The sequence below is a fragment of the Riemerella anatipestifer ATCC 11845 = DSM 15868 genome, assembly GCF_000252855.1.
Taxonomy (GTDB): domain Bacteria; phylum Bacteroidota; class Bacteroidia; order Flavobacteriales; family Weeksellaceae; genus Riemerella; species Riemerella anatipestifera.
Genome location: NC_017045.1, coordinates 832,328 through 846,891, shown reverse-complemented (window position 1 = coordinate 846,891; position 14,564 = coordinate 832,328). Strand labels below are relative to the sequence as shown.

The 14,564-nt window shown below is 36.3% G+C and carries 9 protein-coding genes; 2 read left to right on the top strand and 7 right to left on the bottom strand.

What is annotated here, in order from left to right:
• Positions 1 to 993: a porphobilinogen synthase gene (hemB, locus tag RA0C_RS04130; protein WP_004918710.1), complete on the top strand. Its 993-nt coding sequence runs from the start codon at positions 1 to 3 to the stop codon at positions 991 to 993.
• 39 nt (positions 994 to 1,032) lie between these two features.
• Here the strand turns inward: hemB and murI are convergent, their stop codons facing one another.
• The 7 genes from murI to rpsO all read right to left on the bottom strand — a co-directional run bounded on the left by murI (position 1,033) and on the right by rpsO (position 9,682).
• Positions 1,033 to 1,848: a glutamate racemase gene (gene murI, locus RA0C_RS04125; RefSeq protein ID WP_004918709.1), complete on the bottom strand. Its 816-nt coding sequence runs from the start codon at positions 1,846 to 1,848 to the stop codon at positions 1,033 to 1,035.
• A gap of 81 nt (positions 1,849 to 1,929) precedes the next feature.
• Entirely contained in the window at positions 1,930 to 2,883 is a 954-nt protein-coding gene (fmt, locus tag RA0C_RS04120) for a methionyl-tRNA formyltransferase (protein WP_004918707.1), read from the bottom strand.
• Positions 2,880 to 4,784, bottom strand: coding sequence for a RecQ family ATP-dependent DNA helicase (locus RA0C_RS04115; RefSeq protein WP_004918706.1), 1,905 nt, complete (start codon positions 4,782 to 4,784; stop codon positions 2,880 to 2,882). Before RA0C_RS04115 ends, fmt begins: the two co-directional genes overlap by 4 nt.
• A gap of 115 nt (positions 4,785 to 4,899) precedes the next feature.
• On the bottom strand, positions 4,900 to 5,826 hold the full coding sequence (locus RA0C_RS04110; RefSeq protein WP_004918703.1) for a malate dehydrogenase: 927 nt from the start codon (positions 5,824 to 5,826) through the stop codon (positions 4,900 to 4,902).
• Between the two features lie 89 nt (positions 5,827 to 5,915).
• A complete protein-coding gene (locus RA0C_RS04105; protein ID WP_004918701.1) occupies positions 5,916 to 6,932 on the bottom strand; it encodes a nucleoid-associated protein in 1,017 nt (338 codons plus the stop codon).
• Positions 6,933 to 7,065: 133 nt separating this feature from the next.
• Positions 7,066 to 9,201: a polyribonucleotide nucleotidyltransferase gene (locus RA0C_RS04100; RefSeq protein ID WP_004918699.1), complete on the bottom strand. Its 2,136-nt coding sequence runs from the start codon at positions 9,199 to 9,201 to the stop codon at positions 7,066 to 7,068.
• A 211-nt stretch (positions 9,202 to 9,412) separates the two neighbouring features.
• Positions 9,413 to 9,682 carry a 30S ribosomal protein S15 gene (gene rpsO, locus RA0C_RS04095; RefSeq protein ID WP_004918697.1) on the bottom strand — a complete coding sequence of 90 codons (270 nt, stop codon included), beginning with the start codon at positions 9,680 to 9,682 and terminating at the stop codon, positions 9,413 to 9,415.
• Positions 9,683 to 9,860: 178 nt separating this feature from the next.
• Here rpsO and dnaE point away from each other — a divergent pair, with 178 nt between their 5' ends.
• Complete coding sequence (gene dnaE / locus RA0C_RS04090; RefSeq protein WP_004918695.1) at positions 9,861 to 14,513, top strand: DNA polymerase III subunit alpha; 4,653 nt, start codon at positions 9,861 to 9,863, stop codon at positions 14,511 to 14,513.
• The last annotated feature ends 51 nt before the right edge of the window (positions 14,514 to 14,564 follow it).

Genomic DNA, 14,564 nt, shown 5'->3' with positions numbered 1-14,564 from the left:
ATGATTATATATTCAAGAAATAGAAGATTAAGACGAAATGACAGCCTTAGAAGTCTTGTAAGAGAGAACCATCTTTCAACATCTGATTTTGTAATGCCTATGTTTGTGATGGAAGGAGAAAAGAAACAAGAGGCTATCCCTTCTATGCCTGGTATCTATCGCAGAAGTATAGATTTAACGGTAGAAGAATGTAAAGAGCTATTCGCTTTGGGTGTGAAAGCAGTTAATATCTATATGAAGGTTTCAGACCATCTCAAAGATAATGCAGGAACAGAAGCATGGAATCCTAATGGGTTGATGCAAAACACCATAAGAGCTATTAAAGAAGCTGTTCCAGAAATGGTAGTGATGCCTGATGTAGCTTTAGACCCTTATTCTATCTACGGACACGATGGTATTGTAACTAATGGTGAAGTGGATAATGATGCTACAGTGGAAGCTTTGGTTAAGATGTCTATTTCTCAAGCTGAAGCTGGAGCGGATATTGTAGCACCAAGTGATATGATGGACGGCAGAGTAATGGCTATAAGAGAAGGATTAGAGGAAAATGGGTTTCATAATGTAGGTATTTTGTCTTATGCGGCGAAATATGCAAGTTCTTTCTATGGACCTTTCAGAAGTGCGTTGGATAGTGCTCCGAAGGAAACCGCAAACATTCCGAAGGATAAAAAAACTTATCAAATGGATTTTCATAATACTAGAGAAGCTATAAATGAAGTGATTAGAGATGTAGAGGAAGGAGCTGATATTATTATGATAAAGCCAGGTATGCCTTATTTAGACATTGTTTCTAAAGTTAGAGAGCTAATAGATATTCCTATTGCGGTGTATCAAGTAAGTGGAGAATATGCCATGCTAAAAGCTGCTTCGCAGAATGGTTGGCTAGACAATGATAAAGTCTTAATAGAAAGTCTTACTTGCTTTAAGAGAGCTGGGGCTGATATGATTTTCACCTATGCAGCAAAAGAAGCCGCAATGCTTCTACAAAAATAAAACAAAATAGCGACCTTTCAGATTGAGGTCGCTATTTTTTTAAAGTATTTTAAGTTCTAAATCTATACTCTTCCCAAAAAACTTTTTAGATATTTTTTCAAAATTTTTGGTTAAATCCGAAAGATAAAACTTCATCTCCGTTGTTTTCTGTTCAGAATTAAGTAAGTGGTGTTTTTCTAAAGAAATTTTAATGTAATTTGCTACAATACTAGGCGAATCAATCACTCTTACTCTACTGCCATAATATTGCTTAATTTCCTCTAATAATAGCGGATAATGTGTGCACCCTAAAATCAGTGTTTCAATGTTCTTTAGCTTACTATTACTCAAATAATGATATAAAATAGAATGAGTAATAGGGTGGTTTTTAAAACCCTCTTCTATCGCTGGAACTAAAAGTGGTGTGGCTAGCTCATCTACCTTTATAAATTTGTTAAAGCGTCTGATGCTTTTCTTATAAATCCCAGCATTTACGGTAGCTTTAGTTGCAATAACGCCTACATTGGTGTGGATTTCATAAGCTATTTTCTCCGCAACAGGATTAACCACATCAAAAACAATCGCTCTATTTCCTACCAATTCTTTAACTTCTTTCAGGGCATTAGCCGTGGCAGAGTTACAAGCGATTACGATGGCTTTACAGTTTTGCTCTAGTAAAAACTCGGCTATTTTTTCTGAAAACCTAACGATGGCTTCTTTAGATTTATCTCCGTAAGGTAAATGTTTGGTATCCCCAAAATAGATGATGTTTTCGTGGGGCATTTGCCTTTTGATTTCTTTGGCTACGGTAAGTCCTCCCACACCAGAATCAAACACACCTATAGGTTGCTGAGGAGAGAGGTTATCTACCAACATTAAATGATTCGTATGTTTCAATGCTAATTCTTTAGATTACAAAAATAAGGATTTTTAGGGTTGAATATTGTTTATTGAAAATTATGAGAAGAGTTTTATATTATCAAAATCCCTAAAACCGTTGAGGAAATCTTTCACAGGCATTCTTTTTTTGCCTTGCAGTTGTAGTTCTTCAGGGAAATAAATTCCATCTTTAGTATAGATTTTAAAACTATTTTTAGTTATTTCAATCTCTCCAGCTTGGTGAGAGTGTTCAGATGGTTGAAAATAACCTTTGTAAATTTTAAGCGATTTTTCTTCTTCTCCAATTTTGATGTTGGTAAAAGCAGTAGGGTAGGGAGATAGACCTCGTACAAAGTTATGCAGATTCACTCCCGTGTCATTCCAATTGATTTTGGTGTCTTCTTTAAAGATTTTGAAAGCATTTTTAGGTTCGGCTACAATGGGTTGAGGTTGCTCTGTAATACTATTAGCAGATAAGCCGTCTAGGGTTTCTACAATGAGTTCGCCACCTATGGTCATAAGTCTGTCGTGTAGGCTTCCTGCGTCTTCATCAGGAGCAATACTTAGTTCTTTTTGTAGGAGAATGTTACCTTCATCTATTTTTTCGTTGATGAAAAAAGTAGTAACACCCGTTGTGGTTTCTCCATTGATAATAGCGAAATTGATAGGAGCCGCACCTCTATAATCAGGCAATAATGAAGCGTGTAGGTTAAAAGTACCCAAACGAGGAATTTCAAACAAAACTTTCGGCATCATACGGAACGCCACCACTACGAAAACATCGGCTTCTAGTTGTTTCATTGCCTCTAGAAAATCAGGATTTCTAAGTTTTTCTGGCTGATATATGGGCAGACCTTGCTCTAGTGCATATTCTTTAACAGGTGAAGCTGTTATTTTTTGACCTCTTCCGCTGGCTTTATCGGCTACTGTAACCACGCCCACTACTTGATGTTGGGAGTGATGTATGGCTTCTAAGCTGTGTTTCGCAAAATCTGGCGTTCCGAAGAATACTACTTTTAAAGGTTTTGTCATGAGTTTATTGTATAAGTTTTATAGTTAAGCATTTTAATTTTATCGGTATCTAGCAGAAGAATCACTTGTTCTAATAGCTTTTCTCTCGATAGATGTGGTATCTGTGCTGAGAGGTCTTCTAAAGTACAAGGTTCTACTGCTAAAACTTTAAGTATAGGGTTATGGGCGGAAGACAGCGAAGTTTTACGAGACAAACAAACCGAGCATTGTCCGCAATTTTGAGCCTTTTTCTCTCCGAAATAAGATAATATCATTTTCATTTTGCAATACTTTTCGGATTGAATAAAAAACTTCATTTCTTCCCATTTCTGAACTTTGTTTTTTTGTATTTCTAGAAAAAGATGCCACCATTTACCACCAAAACTTGCATTATCTCTAGGAATAAGAAATTTAATACTAGCTAAAGCCCCATCTATATAGTTAATATAGCCTTTATTGGCAAGTTCTAGGAGTCGTTTTTTTAGTTCGGTAGAGTTGGTGTTGATTTTATGAGCTAAATGTTCTTCTCTAAAGCTAACTTTATGATGCGAAAATCCAGATAGATGTCTTAACAATATTTCTATAAAATAGGCATCTTGTGGAGCTAGACTTTCAAAGTCTTCTACCTCTATGTTTAGCTCTATGCTAGATTTAGATTTAAGGTTATTATAATAGATGATTTCTTGATTATGTAGGAAACTCAAAATATTTTTAAGCGAGGCTAAAGGCATTTTGGTAACCCGTTGCCATTGTCTAATATCAAATTGAAAAGTCTGTTCAGGAAGTTCAAAATCAGCTATCTGAAATAAAGAATAGAGATAAGATATAGCCTTTTTAAAACTCTCTTTGTTAGGAATTTGTTGTTTAAGAGTTTCGTCAGAATTAGAAAGTTCATACTTGTTCCATAACAAATAAGCGAGGGCAGATTCACCATCTCTACCTCCTCTCCCAATTTCTTGGTAATAGTTTTCTACCGAACTAGGCGGAGAGAGGTGTATCACATATCGTACATCATCTTTGTCTATACCCATACCAAAAGCATTGGTAGCCACTAGAACTCCATTGTTAGAATGTAGCCACTGATTCTGTTTTTGGTGTTTTTCTTTAAGTGGCAGTCCTGCGTGGTAAAAATCAACATTAGGAATTCCGTTGTGTTGCAAGAACTCGGTGAGTTGTTGAGTTTCCTTTCTCGTAGAAGCGTATATAATTCCCGAATAAGGGTGGTTTTTTACCAAGTTTAAAATTCTAGAATACTTGTCGGAACATTCTTCTGTGTGTATTTTAATATTCGTCCGTTCAAAACTCTTTTGAAATATCTGTGGTGTTTTCAGATTGAGTTTAGATTTAATATCCTCCAATACCTTCGGAGTAGCCGTAGCCGTAAGAGCTAAAACGGGCAAATCTTTCAGTCGGTCTTTTCTAAACTTATGAATATTTTGGTAGCTTGGGCGAAAGTCTTGTCCCCACTCGGAGATACAATGGGCTTCGTCCACCGCTAAAAAAGAAACTTTAATTTCTTCTATTTTTTGAAGAAAAAGGCTGTTGGTAAGCCTTTCGGGAGATACAAATAGTATTTTGGTAGTTCCCTCAATACAAAGTGAATAGATTTGTTCTGCTTGGGCTTCGTCTAATTCTGAACTTAGATACTCTGCTTCTATGCCTTTGCTTTTTAGTTGATACACTTGGTCTTTCATCAAAGCCAAAAGAGGAGAAACCACAATGCAAGTACCTTCTAAAACTAATGCAGGGAGCTGATAGCACAAAGATTTTCCACCTCCTGTGGGTAAGAGAGCAAAAGTATCTTGCCCCATAATGATAGAGCTGATAATTTCTTCCTGCGGTTCTCTAAACTCTTGGTAGCCCCAAAAATGGGCAAGTGTATCATAGAGTAGTTTAGTGATATGTTCGGGTAGGAGAGGCATTGTGTAATCTATTCTGCCTCAAAATTACGCTAAAATACCTACTCTTACAAAAAATATAAGGATTGAAATTACTAGAACTTCAATCCTTATATCAAGAAAATTTATATTATGGAATTTAGAATTTTAAATCACCATTGATTTCTCTTACTGCATTAGCCGCAGTAGCGAATTTTTCTTTTTCAGCATCTGTTAAAGATACTTCTACGATTTTTTCAATACCGTTTTTACCAATAATTACAGGTACACCTAGGCAGATGTCGTTTTGTTCGTATTCTCCGTTAAGCATTACAGAACACGGAATCATTTTTTTCTGGTCGCAAGCAATAGCTTGAACGATAGTAGATACTGCCGCTCCTGGTGCATACCAAGCGGAAGTTCCTAATAATTTAGTAAGGGTAGCACCACCTACTTTAGTTTCTTCTACTACATAGTTTTGTTTTTCTTCGCTTAAGAATTCAGAAACAGGTACTCCGTTTCTTGTAGCTTTGCTCATTAGAGGAAGCATACCTGTGTCAGAGTGAGCTGCGATAACCATACCATCTACATCAGAGATAGGGCATTCTAGGGCTTCTGCCAATCTGTATTTGAATCTAGCACTATCCAAAGCACCACCCATACCGATGATTCTCTCTTTAGGAAGACCAGAAGTTTTGTGAACAAGGTAAGCCATAGTATCCATAGGGTTAGATACTACGATAATAATTACATTAGGAGAGTGCTTAATTAAGTTTTCTGTAACTTCTTTAACGATACCAGCATTGATGCCGATAAGCTCCTCTCTCGTCATACCTGGCTTTCTAGGAATACCAGAAGTGATTACAGCCACTTGAGACCCTGCTGTTTTAGAATAATCAGAAGTAGAGCCTGTAATTTTAGTATCAAAACCATTAAGTGATGCGGTCTGCATCAAATCCATTGCTTTACCCTCTGCAAAACCTTCTTTGATGTCCACTAATACAACTTCTGAACAGAAGTTTTTCATTGCGATATACTCAGCACAGCTAGCTCCTACAGCTCCTGCTCCTACTACGGTAACTTTCATAATATTTTTATTTTTGATTTATAATTTGTTCTTTTTGAGAGTTCCCAAATTTACAACTATTAGTTTTTATAGCCAAAAAATAAAGAGGCTTATTGTTCTTCCTCAAAGTAAAGGCGGTAGAATTTTCCTTTTTCATCTTGCCCTGTTTCTATCATTTTACGGTCGCCGTGTACATAGATATGGAAATTTTTATCTAATTTTATCACGCTTTTAAAGTGTCTTTGTTGTTTTTTTACAGCGGTAGGGTTGATAGGGAAGGCTTCGGAAATAGACATTTGGGTGTCTTGCTCATAGTCGGTTTTAAAGTTGATGAAACTCTCCACAATGTTTTCGTCTTGCAATACTTCTTGACTGAATTCTTCAAAATCAAATTGCTCCTTTTCTTTAAAGAAATTGATGGATTTGTTAAGGAAATCGGCTTGGTCTGCTTTAGTTACTTCAAACTCTTGAGGCAGTTGTTTGGTAATGTAATCTTTGTAGACGGAAAGCGTTTCTTGAGTGTGAAAATAGTCGTCTTCTCTTTGTCTTACCTTTAAAAAATCTTCAAACCAATAGTACAAATCTCCATTTTTGTTGTTATCCACTACAGAAACTACATAGCCTAATTCTTTATTATTGTTGTAGATAATAGCTCCTTTGTCTAGTTTAGAAAGTCCGATGCCGTAGTCTTTTTCAATGAGGTAGTCATCGTCTTCGTTAGCATTTATTTTAAGGAAAGGCTCTTTTCGTTCTGTTTTAAAAATCCCTATGGAGTCTATTTTTCCTGCATCGGTTTCTTCGCCTTCAAAATAAACAATAAAGAGTTCGCCACTTTGTACACGAGGGTTTTCAGTAATTTCGTAGAGGTGTTTTGCTATATTTTCGGATTCCCACTGAAATTTTGCAGGGTCTTCAAAAATTTCCGAAATAGAACTGTATACCGGGTTGTTAGAAAGATAAGTATCACTATAAAACTGAAATTGCTCTTCGGATTTAAAAGCCTTTAAAAAAAACTCTTCTAATTGCTCTTTCATATCATCTTCTAGCTCCAAACATTGCGAAGATAAAAACAGATTTTCCTGATTGATTTTATTTCCTACTTTATGAACAATAATTTTTGAAAACATTCGCTCTAATTTTTAATGCAAATATACACTTATAGAATTAGAGTTTTTATTTTATGTGGTTAAAATACTCTTAAAATAGCCTTTTTTAAACGAAAAACGGCTGCCCTAGAGCAACCGTTTTTTAGATGTATTTTTATTTAGATTTCTCTTCTCTTGGAGGTTTTGGGAGGAGTACTTTTCTAGAAAGTTTCATTTTCTTACGGTCATCGTATCCCATAAATTTCACTTCTACAATATCTCCTTCTTTGTAAGGTACTTTGTCGGTTCTCTTCCAATCAATCTCCGAAATGTGTAAAAGTCCCTCTGTACCTTTAGCTAGCTGAACGAAAGCACCAAAATCCATCACTTTTACTACTTTACCCTGGTAAACTTCTCCAACTATTGGAATGAAAGTGATTTCGTTGATTTGAGCGATAGCTGCATTTATCTTTTCTCTATCAGTTCCAGATATTTCTATGTAGCCTATTTCACCCTTTTCCTCTATGGTAATTACAGTGCCTGTTTCTTTTTGCATCTGCTGGATTACCTTACCACCAGGTCCTATTACAGCACCAATGAAGTCTTTAGGGATTTCCATCATTACCATCTTAGGTGCGTGAGGTTTAACATCTGCTCTAGGTTCAGAAATTGTTTTAAGCATTTCTCCAAGGATATGAAGTCTTCCGTTTTTAGCTTGCATTAGAGCTTGCTCCATAATATCCATCGTAAGCCCTTGGATTTTAATGTCCATTTGGCAAGCAGTAATACCGTTTTCTGTACCAGTTACTTTAAAGTCCATATCTCCTAGATGGTCTTCGTCGCCTAAGATGTCAGATAATACCGTCCATTTTCCAGACTCTTTATCGGTAATAAGTCCCATAGCGATACCAGAAACAGGTTTTCTCATCGGGATACCTGCGTCCATAAGAGCTAGTGTACCAGCACATACCGTAGCCATAGAAGACGAACCATTAGATTCTAAAATGTCTGAAACAATACGAATAGTATATGGTGTTTCTTCCGGAATCATCACTTTTAAAGCTCTTTGAGCTAAGTTACCGTGTCCAACTTCTCTTCTGGAAGTACCTCTAAGTGGTCTAGCTTCACCTGTTGAAAATGGTGGGAAGTTATAGTGTAGATAAAATCTTTCGTCGTGTTGAGTGATAACGCTGTCAATTCTGTTAGCGTCCATAAGAGAGCCTAAAGTAACCGTAGTAAGCGATTGAGTTTCGCCTCTAGTAAATACAGAAGAACCGTGTGCGGCAGGAAGATAATCTACTTCACTCCAAATAGGACGAATTTGTTGGTTGTTTCTTCCATCTAAACGTATGTTCTCGTTTAAGATAAGTTGGCGTACAGCTTCTTTTTGTACATCGTGGAAGTAAACTTTAGCTAAATCTGCTTTTTCTTCTAATTCTTCTTCTGTATATTGTGCTAAAAATTCCTCTACTACTGCGGAGAATTTCTCTCCTCTTTCTTCTTTTGCACTAGGGTTTTTAGCAATGTCGTAATACTTTTGGTAAGCGTAATCCCAGATTTGTTTTTTTAATTCTTCATCGTGGGTTTCGTGGCAATATTCTCTTTTTGGGAAGGCTTTGCCCACTTTTTGAGCCAATCTTTCTTGAGCTTCTACTTGTGTTTTAATTTCTTGATGAGCAAAAGTAATAGCTTCTAGCATTTCCTGCTCGGTAATTTCGTCCATCTCACCTTCTACCATTACGATAGAGTCTTTAGTAGCTCCTACCATAATATCTAGTTCCACGCCACTTTGTAAAGTTTCCCAGCTAGGATTGATGCTAAGAACGCCGTCTTTTTTGATGACTCTAACTTCCGAAAATGGTCCGTTGAAAGGAATATCTGTAATCGCAATAGCGGCTGATGCAGCAAGACCAGCTAATGAGTCTGGCATTACTTTTTCGTCGTAAGAGATAAGAGAAATCATTACTTGAACCTCCGCATGGAAATCGCTAGGGAATAATGGTCTGATAACTCTGTCCACTAGACGCATTGTAAGAACTTCATCATCAGAAGGTTTAGCTTCTCTTCTGAAAAAGTTACCAGGGATTCTTCCTGCTGCTCCAAATTTTTCTCTGTAATCTACAGTAAGAGGCAAGAAATCTACGCCAGGATTAGCTTCCTTAGCGGCTACTACCGTCGCTAGTAGCATAGTGCCTCCCATTTTTACAACTACGGCTCCATCAGCTTGTTTAGCTAATTTACCTGTTTCAATAGTGATTTCTCTGCCGTCTTTCAGCAGAATGGTTTCGGTGATTGCTTGTGGTGCATTCATAAAAATTAAAATGTTAATGTATTGGAGCGTTGTCTCCAATGTTTATCTGCGTTACTTCTTTAGGCAGATATGGTTAATATTCTTTTAAATGTCCTGTTTGCAAAGTTAATACTTTTTTTACAGACTAATATTACAAGTTCTTAGAACTTTAGTTATACTAAAAACAAAAGCAACTCAAATAAGAGTTGCTTCTGATGTCTTTTTGGACTGATTATTTTCTTAATCCTAGTTCAGCAATAATTGCTCTATATCTTTCGATATCTTTGTTTTTAAGATAATCTAATAATCTCTTTCTTTTACCTACCATTTTAACAAGTGATTTCTCAGTAGCGAAGTCTTTGTGATTAGACTTTAAGTGCTGAGATAGGTGGTTAATTCTGTAAGTGAAAAGAGCGATTTGCCCTTCTGCACTACCTGTGTCCTGCGCAGATTTTCCGTGCTTTGCGAAGATTTCTGCCTTTTTTTCTTTAGTTAAATACATTCCAATATTATTTAATGATTATTATGTATGAGGCTGCAAATTTAGTATTTTTTTTTGTATCGCACAAGAAGTATTTGAAGTAGAGTCTTTTTAGTTTTTAAAATCCTTTTTTAGACCTATTTCTGTACTTTATTTTTATTTTATTTTCTCTATTTTTACGCTCTAAAATCAAAGGCGTATGTATCTTATTTTTGACACGGAAACTACGGGATTGCCAAAGAATTTTAATGCTCCATTATCAGATTCGGATAACTGGCCGAGAATGGTGCAGATTGCTTGGCAGTTGCACGATGAAGAGGGTAATTTAGTGGAAAATCAAGATTATATCATCAAGCCCGAGGGTTATGATATTCCGTTCAATGCTACTAGGATACATGGGATTTCTACTAAAATGGCTCACGAGCAGGGACGAGATTTGGTGGAAATTTTAGAAGAATTTAAAGAGGTTCTTAAAAAAACAAAAATAGTCGCTGGACACAATATTGAGTTTGATTATAATATTGTGGGGGCGGAATTTTATAGAAAGTCCATAGAAAATGTGTTAGAAAAAATTCCGTCTGCCGATACTATGGCACTTGGGACAGACTACTGTCAGCTTGGAGGAGGTAGGAATGGAAAGTATAAACCGCCTAAATTGGAAGAACTTTACGAAAAACTCTATGGTGAAAAATTTGATGAAGCTCACAATGCTGCTGCCGATGTAAATGCCACGGCGCAAGTCTTTTTTGAAATGATGCGTGTTGGGATTATTCCTGCGGAAACGCTTAAAATTTCGGAAGAGCAGCTTAAGGTTTATCAAGAAAACCACCCGAGTCCTATTCGTCCGTTTGCGATTGTTATCAGGAGGCAAGTAGAGGATTTTAATAAAAAGAAAAAAAGAACCGATTTTGGCGATATTAGTGAGATTGAACTCGGTGATTATTTCAATTTTCATAATCATAGTATCTTTTCATCTTTACAGTCTACCACTTCCATAGGAGATTTGATTGATAAGGCTAAAAGTAATCAGTTTCCTGCTGTTGGTATGGTGGATTTGGGTAATATGATGGGGGCTTTCAAATTCGTTTCTGATGTAGAAAAATACAATTCTGGTGTTAAAAAAGCCCATCAAGAATATTTAGCTAATAAACAAAAAGCGGAAGAAGAGGGTGCAGATTTCAATGAAAATGCTCCAGAATCTAAAGAACTTATGGCAGTATTGGGCTGCGAATTCTATATTTCTGACCGTCCAGAGCAAAAACAATTTACTAAAGACGACCCTGACAGAAGAACTAATGTTGTGCTTCTCGCTAAAAACTTCAATGGTTATAAAAACTTAGCGAAGCTGTCCAGTTTAGGATATGTTAATGGTTTTTATTTTGGTGTACCTAGGGTGTCTAGGGAAATGGTGGCACAGTATAAAGACGATGTTATTGCGGTAACATCGGGTATTTATGGAGATATTCCAGATGCTATTTTAAATTTCGGAGAGCAAAAAGGAGAAGAACGATTTAAGTGGTGGAAGGAAACTTTCGGTGAGGATTTTTATGTTCAGCTTCAAAATCACGGTTTGCAAGAAGAGGAGCATTTGAATGAAGTTTTGTTAGATTTTGCGGATAGATACAATGTGAAAATTTTAGCCCAAAATGAAACTTTTTATACCGATAAATCTGATGCTAACATTCAAGATATTGTAAGTTGTATCAAAGATGGCGAAAAGCTGTCCACACCAGTAGGAAAAGGCTTTGGCAAGAGAAAAGGATTGAGGTCTCAAGAGTTTTATATCAAAGATGCGGAGGAACTCAAGCAGTGCTTTAGGCAGTATCCAGACGCTTTTGAGGCTTATACAGAGCTGTTGTCAAAATTTGAACCTTATACTCTAAAGAGAGATGTCTTATTGCCTAAATTTGATATTCCAGAAGAGTTTCAATCTGAGGAAGATTTGAAAGACGGTGGCAAAAGAGGAGAAAATGCATACCTGCGACATCTTACTTATGAAGGAGCGAAGAAGCGTTATGATGAAATTACGGATGATATAAGAGAAAGGTTAGACTTTGAGCTAGAAATTATTGCTAATACAGGCTACCCAGGATATTTCTTGATTGTTCAAGATTTTTGTAACGAAGCTAGAAAGATGGGGGTATGGGTAGGTCCTGGTAGGGGTTCGGCGGCAGGTTCGGCGGTGGCTTATTGTATTGGGATTACCAATGTAGACCCTATAAAATATGACCTCCTTTTTGAGCGTTTTTTAAATCCTGAAAGAATTTCAATGCCCGATATTGATATTGATTTTGATGATGAAGGACGGGACAGAATCATTAAATGGGTTATTGATAAATACGGTAAATCTAATGTAGCACAGATTATTACTTACTCCGTTTTGGGAGGTAAATCGGCGATTAAAGATGCGGGTAGGGTGCTAGATGTGCCTATTCCAGAAACCAATAATATTGCGAAACTTGTACCTTCTGTCCCAGGAATGAACATTGCTAAGGCTTTGTCTAAATACGATAAACTTAAAGATGAAGATAAAGTTTTGGTTGATGAAATGAAAGCAGTTTTAGATAATCCTAACGACCAGCGTTTCCCTGTGTTGGATTCGGCAAAAAAAATGGAAGGTTGTATTAGAAATACGGGAATCCATGCCTGTGGGGTGATTATTACACCTGAAGATATTTCTAATTTGGTGCCTATCTCGATAGCGGCTAAAGATGCCGATATTTTGGTCTCTCAGTTTGATAACTCGGTGGCAGAAAGTGCGGGGCTTTTAAAAATGGACTTTTTAGGGTTGAGGACTTTAACCATTATTAAAGATGCGCTTAAACTCGTAAAAGAAAGGCACGGTATAGACATCAATCCAGATGAAATTTCTTTAGATGATGCTAAGACTTATCAACTTTTTAAAGAGGGAAGAACCATAGGGATTTTCCAATACGAAAGTCCTGGTATGCAAAAATATATGAGGGAATTAAAGCCTACCGTTTTTGCGGATTTAATTGCGATGAATGCCTTGTATCGTCCAGGTCCAATTAAGTATATTCCTAACTTTATCAATCGTAAACACGGGGTTGAAGAAATTATTTACGACCTCCCAGAGACCGAAGAATACCTTAAAGAAACTTACGGAATTACTGTTTATCAGGAGCAGGTAATGCTTTTGTCTCAAAAATTGGCAAACTTTACTAAAGGTGAAGCAGATACATTGAGGAAGGCTATGGGGAAAAAGCAGATAGATGTTCTTAATAAGATGTATCCTAAATTTATAGAAGGTGGTAAAAAGAATAATCTAGACGAAGAAAAACTTAATAAAATCTGGAACGATTGGAAGGCGTTTGCGGAATATGCATTTAACAAATCTCACTCTACTTGTTATGCACTTATTGCTTATCAAACGGCGTTTTTAAAGGCAAATTATCCAGCCGAGTATATGGCGAGTGTGATGAGTAATAACATTAACAACACGGCACAAATCACAATGTTTATGGAGGATTGTAGAGCTATGGGCGTAGATGTTTTAGGACCAGATGTTAATGAAAGTCAGTATAAGTTTTCGGTGAATGATAAAGGGCAGATAAGGTTTGGTTTAGGAGCGATAAAGGGAATTGGTGAAGGTCCTAGTGAAGCGATTAGCCAAGAAAGAGCGAAAGGAAAATTTAAAAATATCTATGACTTCTTTGAAAGAGTAACACCGTCACAAGTGAATAAAAGAGTGGTGGAGAGTTTGGTAATGGCAGGAGCGTTTGATGAGGTAGATACTTACCATAGAGCACAATATTTTGATATTGATAATTCTGGCAAAACCAATATAGAGAAGCTTATTAGATACGGACAAAGTTTCCAAGAAAGCAAAAATGAGGTGGAAAACTCTCTTTTTGCAGATTTCGCAGAGGAAATACAAATAGAACAGCCTAAAATAGCACCAGCTATGGAGTGGCAAAATATGCATAAACTCAATAAGGAGAAAGAAATTATTGGGTTCTATCTATCGGCTCATCCTTTAGATGAGTATAAATATCAGTTTCGCTTTATACAAGGTGAGTTGAGTAAAAAAGAGGTTTTATCTCAAAAAGATGAAATCTTAGAAGAGTTGCAATCTATCCCGAAAGAATCTGTTTTAATAGAAGATACAGAAGATGAGCCAGATTTAGCGGTAGATTTAGATTTGGTAGAAGGTGAAGATGGCGAAATAATAGAGGAGGAAGTTAAAAATGTAGAACCTAAAGGCAGTTTTAATTTTTTAAATTTAGATGAAGTGGAAGCCTTTAAAGACAGTATTGCGAGTGGTATCAATCCTAATTTATTCTCTGAGAAAGAGGCTTGGAAAGAGTTAAGGAAAATTAATGATGCTGCTAAAGAATATACCGTGGCAGGGCTAATTACAGAATATACCATAAGAGATGGTAAAAATAGTGGCGAGAAAATTGCATTTTTAACTTTGGAAGATTATAGTGGGTCGTATGGTTTCCGTTTAGGCGATAGAGATTATATGCGTCTTAGGGAAAAATTGGCTTTACAAAGGTTTGTGATTATTAAGATAAAAATGGTAATTTCCAAAGACGGTAGGGTTTTTGTGAATATAAATGAAGTGATAGACCTTAAGGACGCTTTTGAAAAATATGCAAAATCACTATCCATTGTGGCGGATATTACTGATATTAGAAGAGCAGATATTGAATTCTTCCAAAACGATTTACTCTCTCATCAAGGAGAACATAAGTTAAGTTTTTATCTTAAAAACCCTAATGATGAAACGAAGCTAGAGCTACCGTCAATACAGAGGAAAATCAATATAAGTGCGGAGCTTTTGTATAAAATTCAGGAGTATAATAAGTATCAGATATTTCTTAACTAGAAGGTTGGAGTTAAAATAAAAATAGGGAAGCATTAGCTTCCCTATTTTTTA

What these genes read in the sequence shown, in the direction of transcription:
- dnaE (WP_004918695.1), top strand. Translation starts at nt 9,861, where the DNA reads ATGTATCTTATTTTTGACACGGAAACTACGGGATTGCCAAAGAATTTT.
- fmt (WP_004918707.1), bottom strand. Translation starts at nt 2,883, where the DNA reads ATGACAAAACCTTTAAAAGTAGTATTCTTCGGAACGCCAGATTTTGCG.
- RA0C_RS04100 (WP_004918699.1), bottom strand. Translation starts at nt 9,201, where the DNA reads ATGAATGCACCACAAGCAATCACCGAAACCATTCTGCTGAAAGACGGC.
- rpsO (WP_004918697.1), bottom strand. Translation starts at nt 9,682, where the DNA reads ATGTATTTAACTAAAGAAAAAAAGGCAGAAATCTTCGCAAAGCACGGA.
- hemB (WP_004918710.1), top strand. Translation starts at nt 1, where the DNA reads ATGATTATATATTCAAGAAATAGAAGATTAAGACGAAATGACAGCCTT.
- RA0C_RS04105 (WP_004918701.1), bottom strand. Translation starts at nt 6,932, where the DNA reads ATGTTTTCAAAAATTATTGTTCATAAAGTAGGAAATAAAATCAATCAG.
- RA0C_RS04115 (WP_004918706.1), bottom strand. Translation starts at nt 4,784, where the DNA reads ATGCCTCTCCTACCCGAACATATCACTAAACTACTCTATGATACACTT.
- RA0C_RS04110 (WP_004918703.1), bottom strand. Translation starts at nt 5,826, where the DNA reads ATGAAAGTTACCGTAGTAGGAGCAGGAGCTGTAGGAGCTAGCTGTGCT.
- murI (WP_004918709.1), bottom strand. Translation starts at nt 1,848, where the DNA reads ATGTTGGTAGATAACCTCTCTCCTCAGCAACCTATAGGTGTGTTTGAT.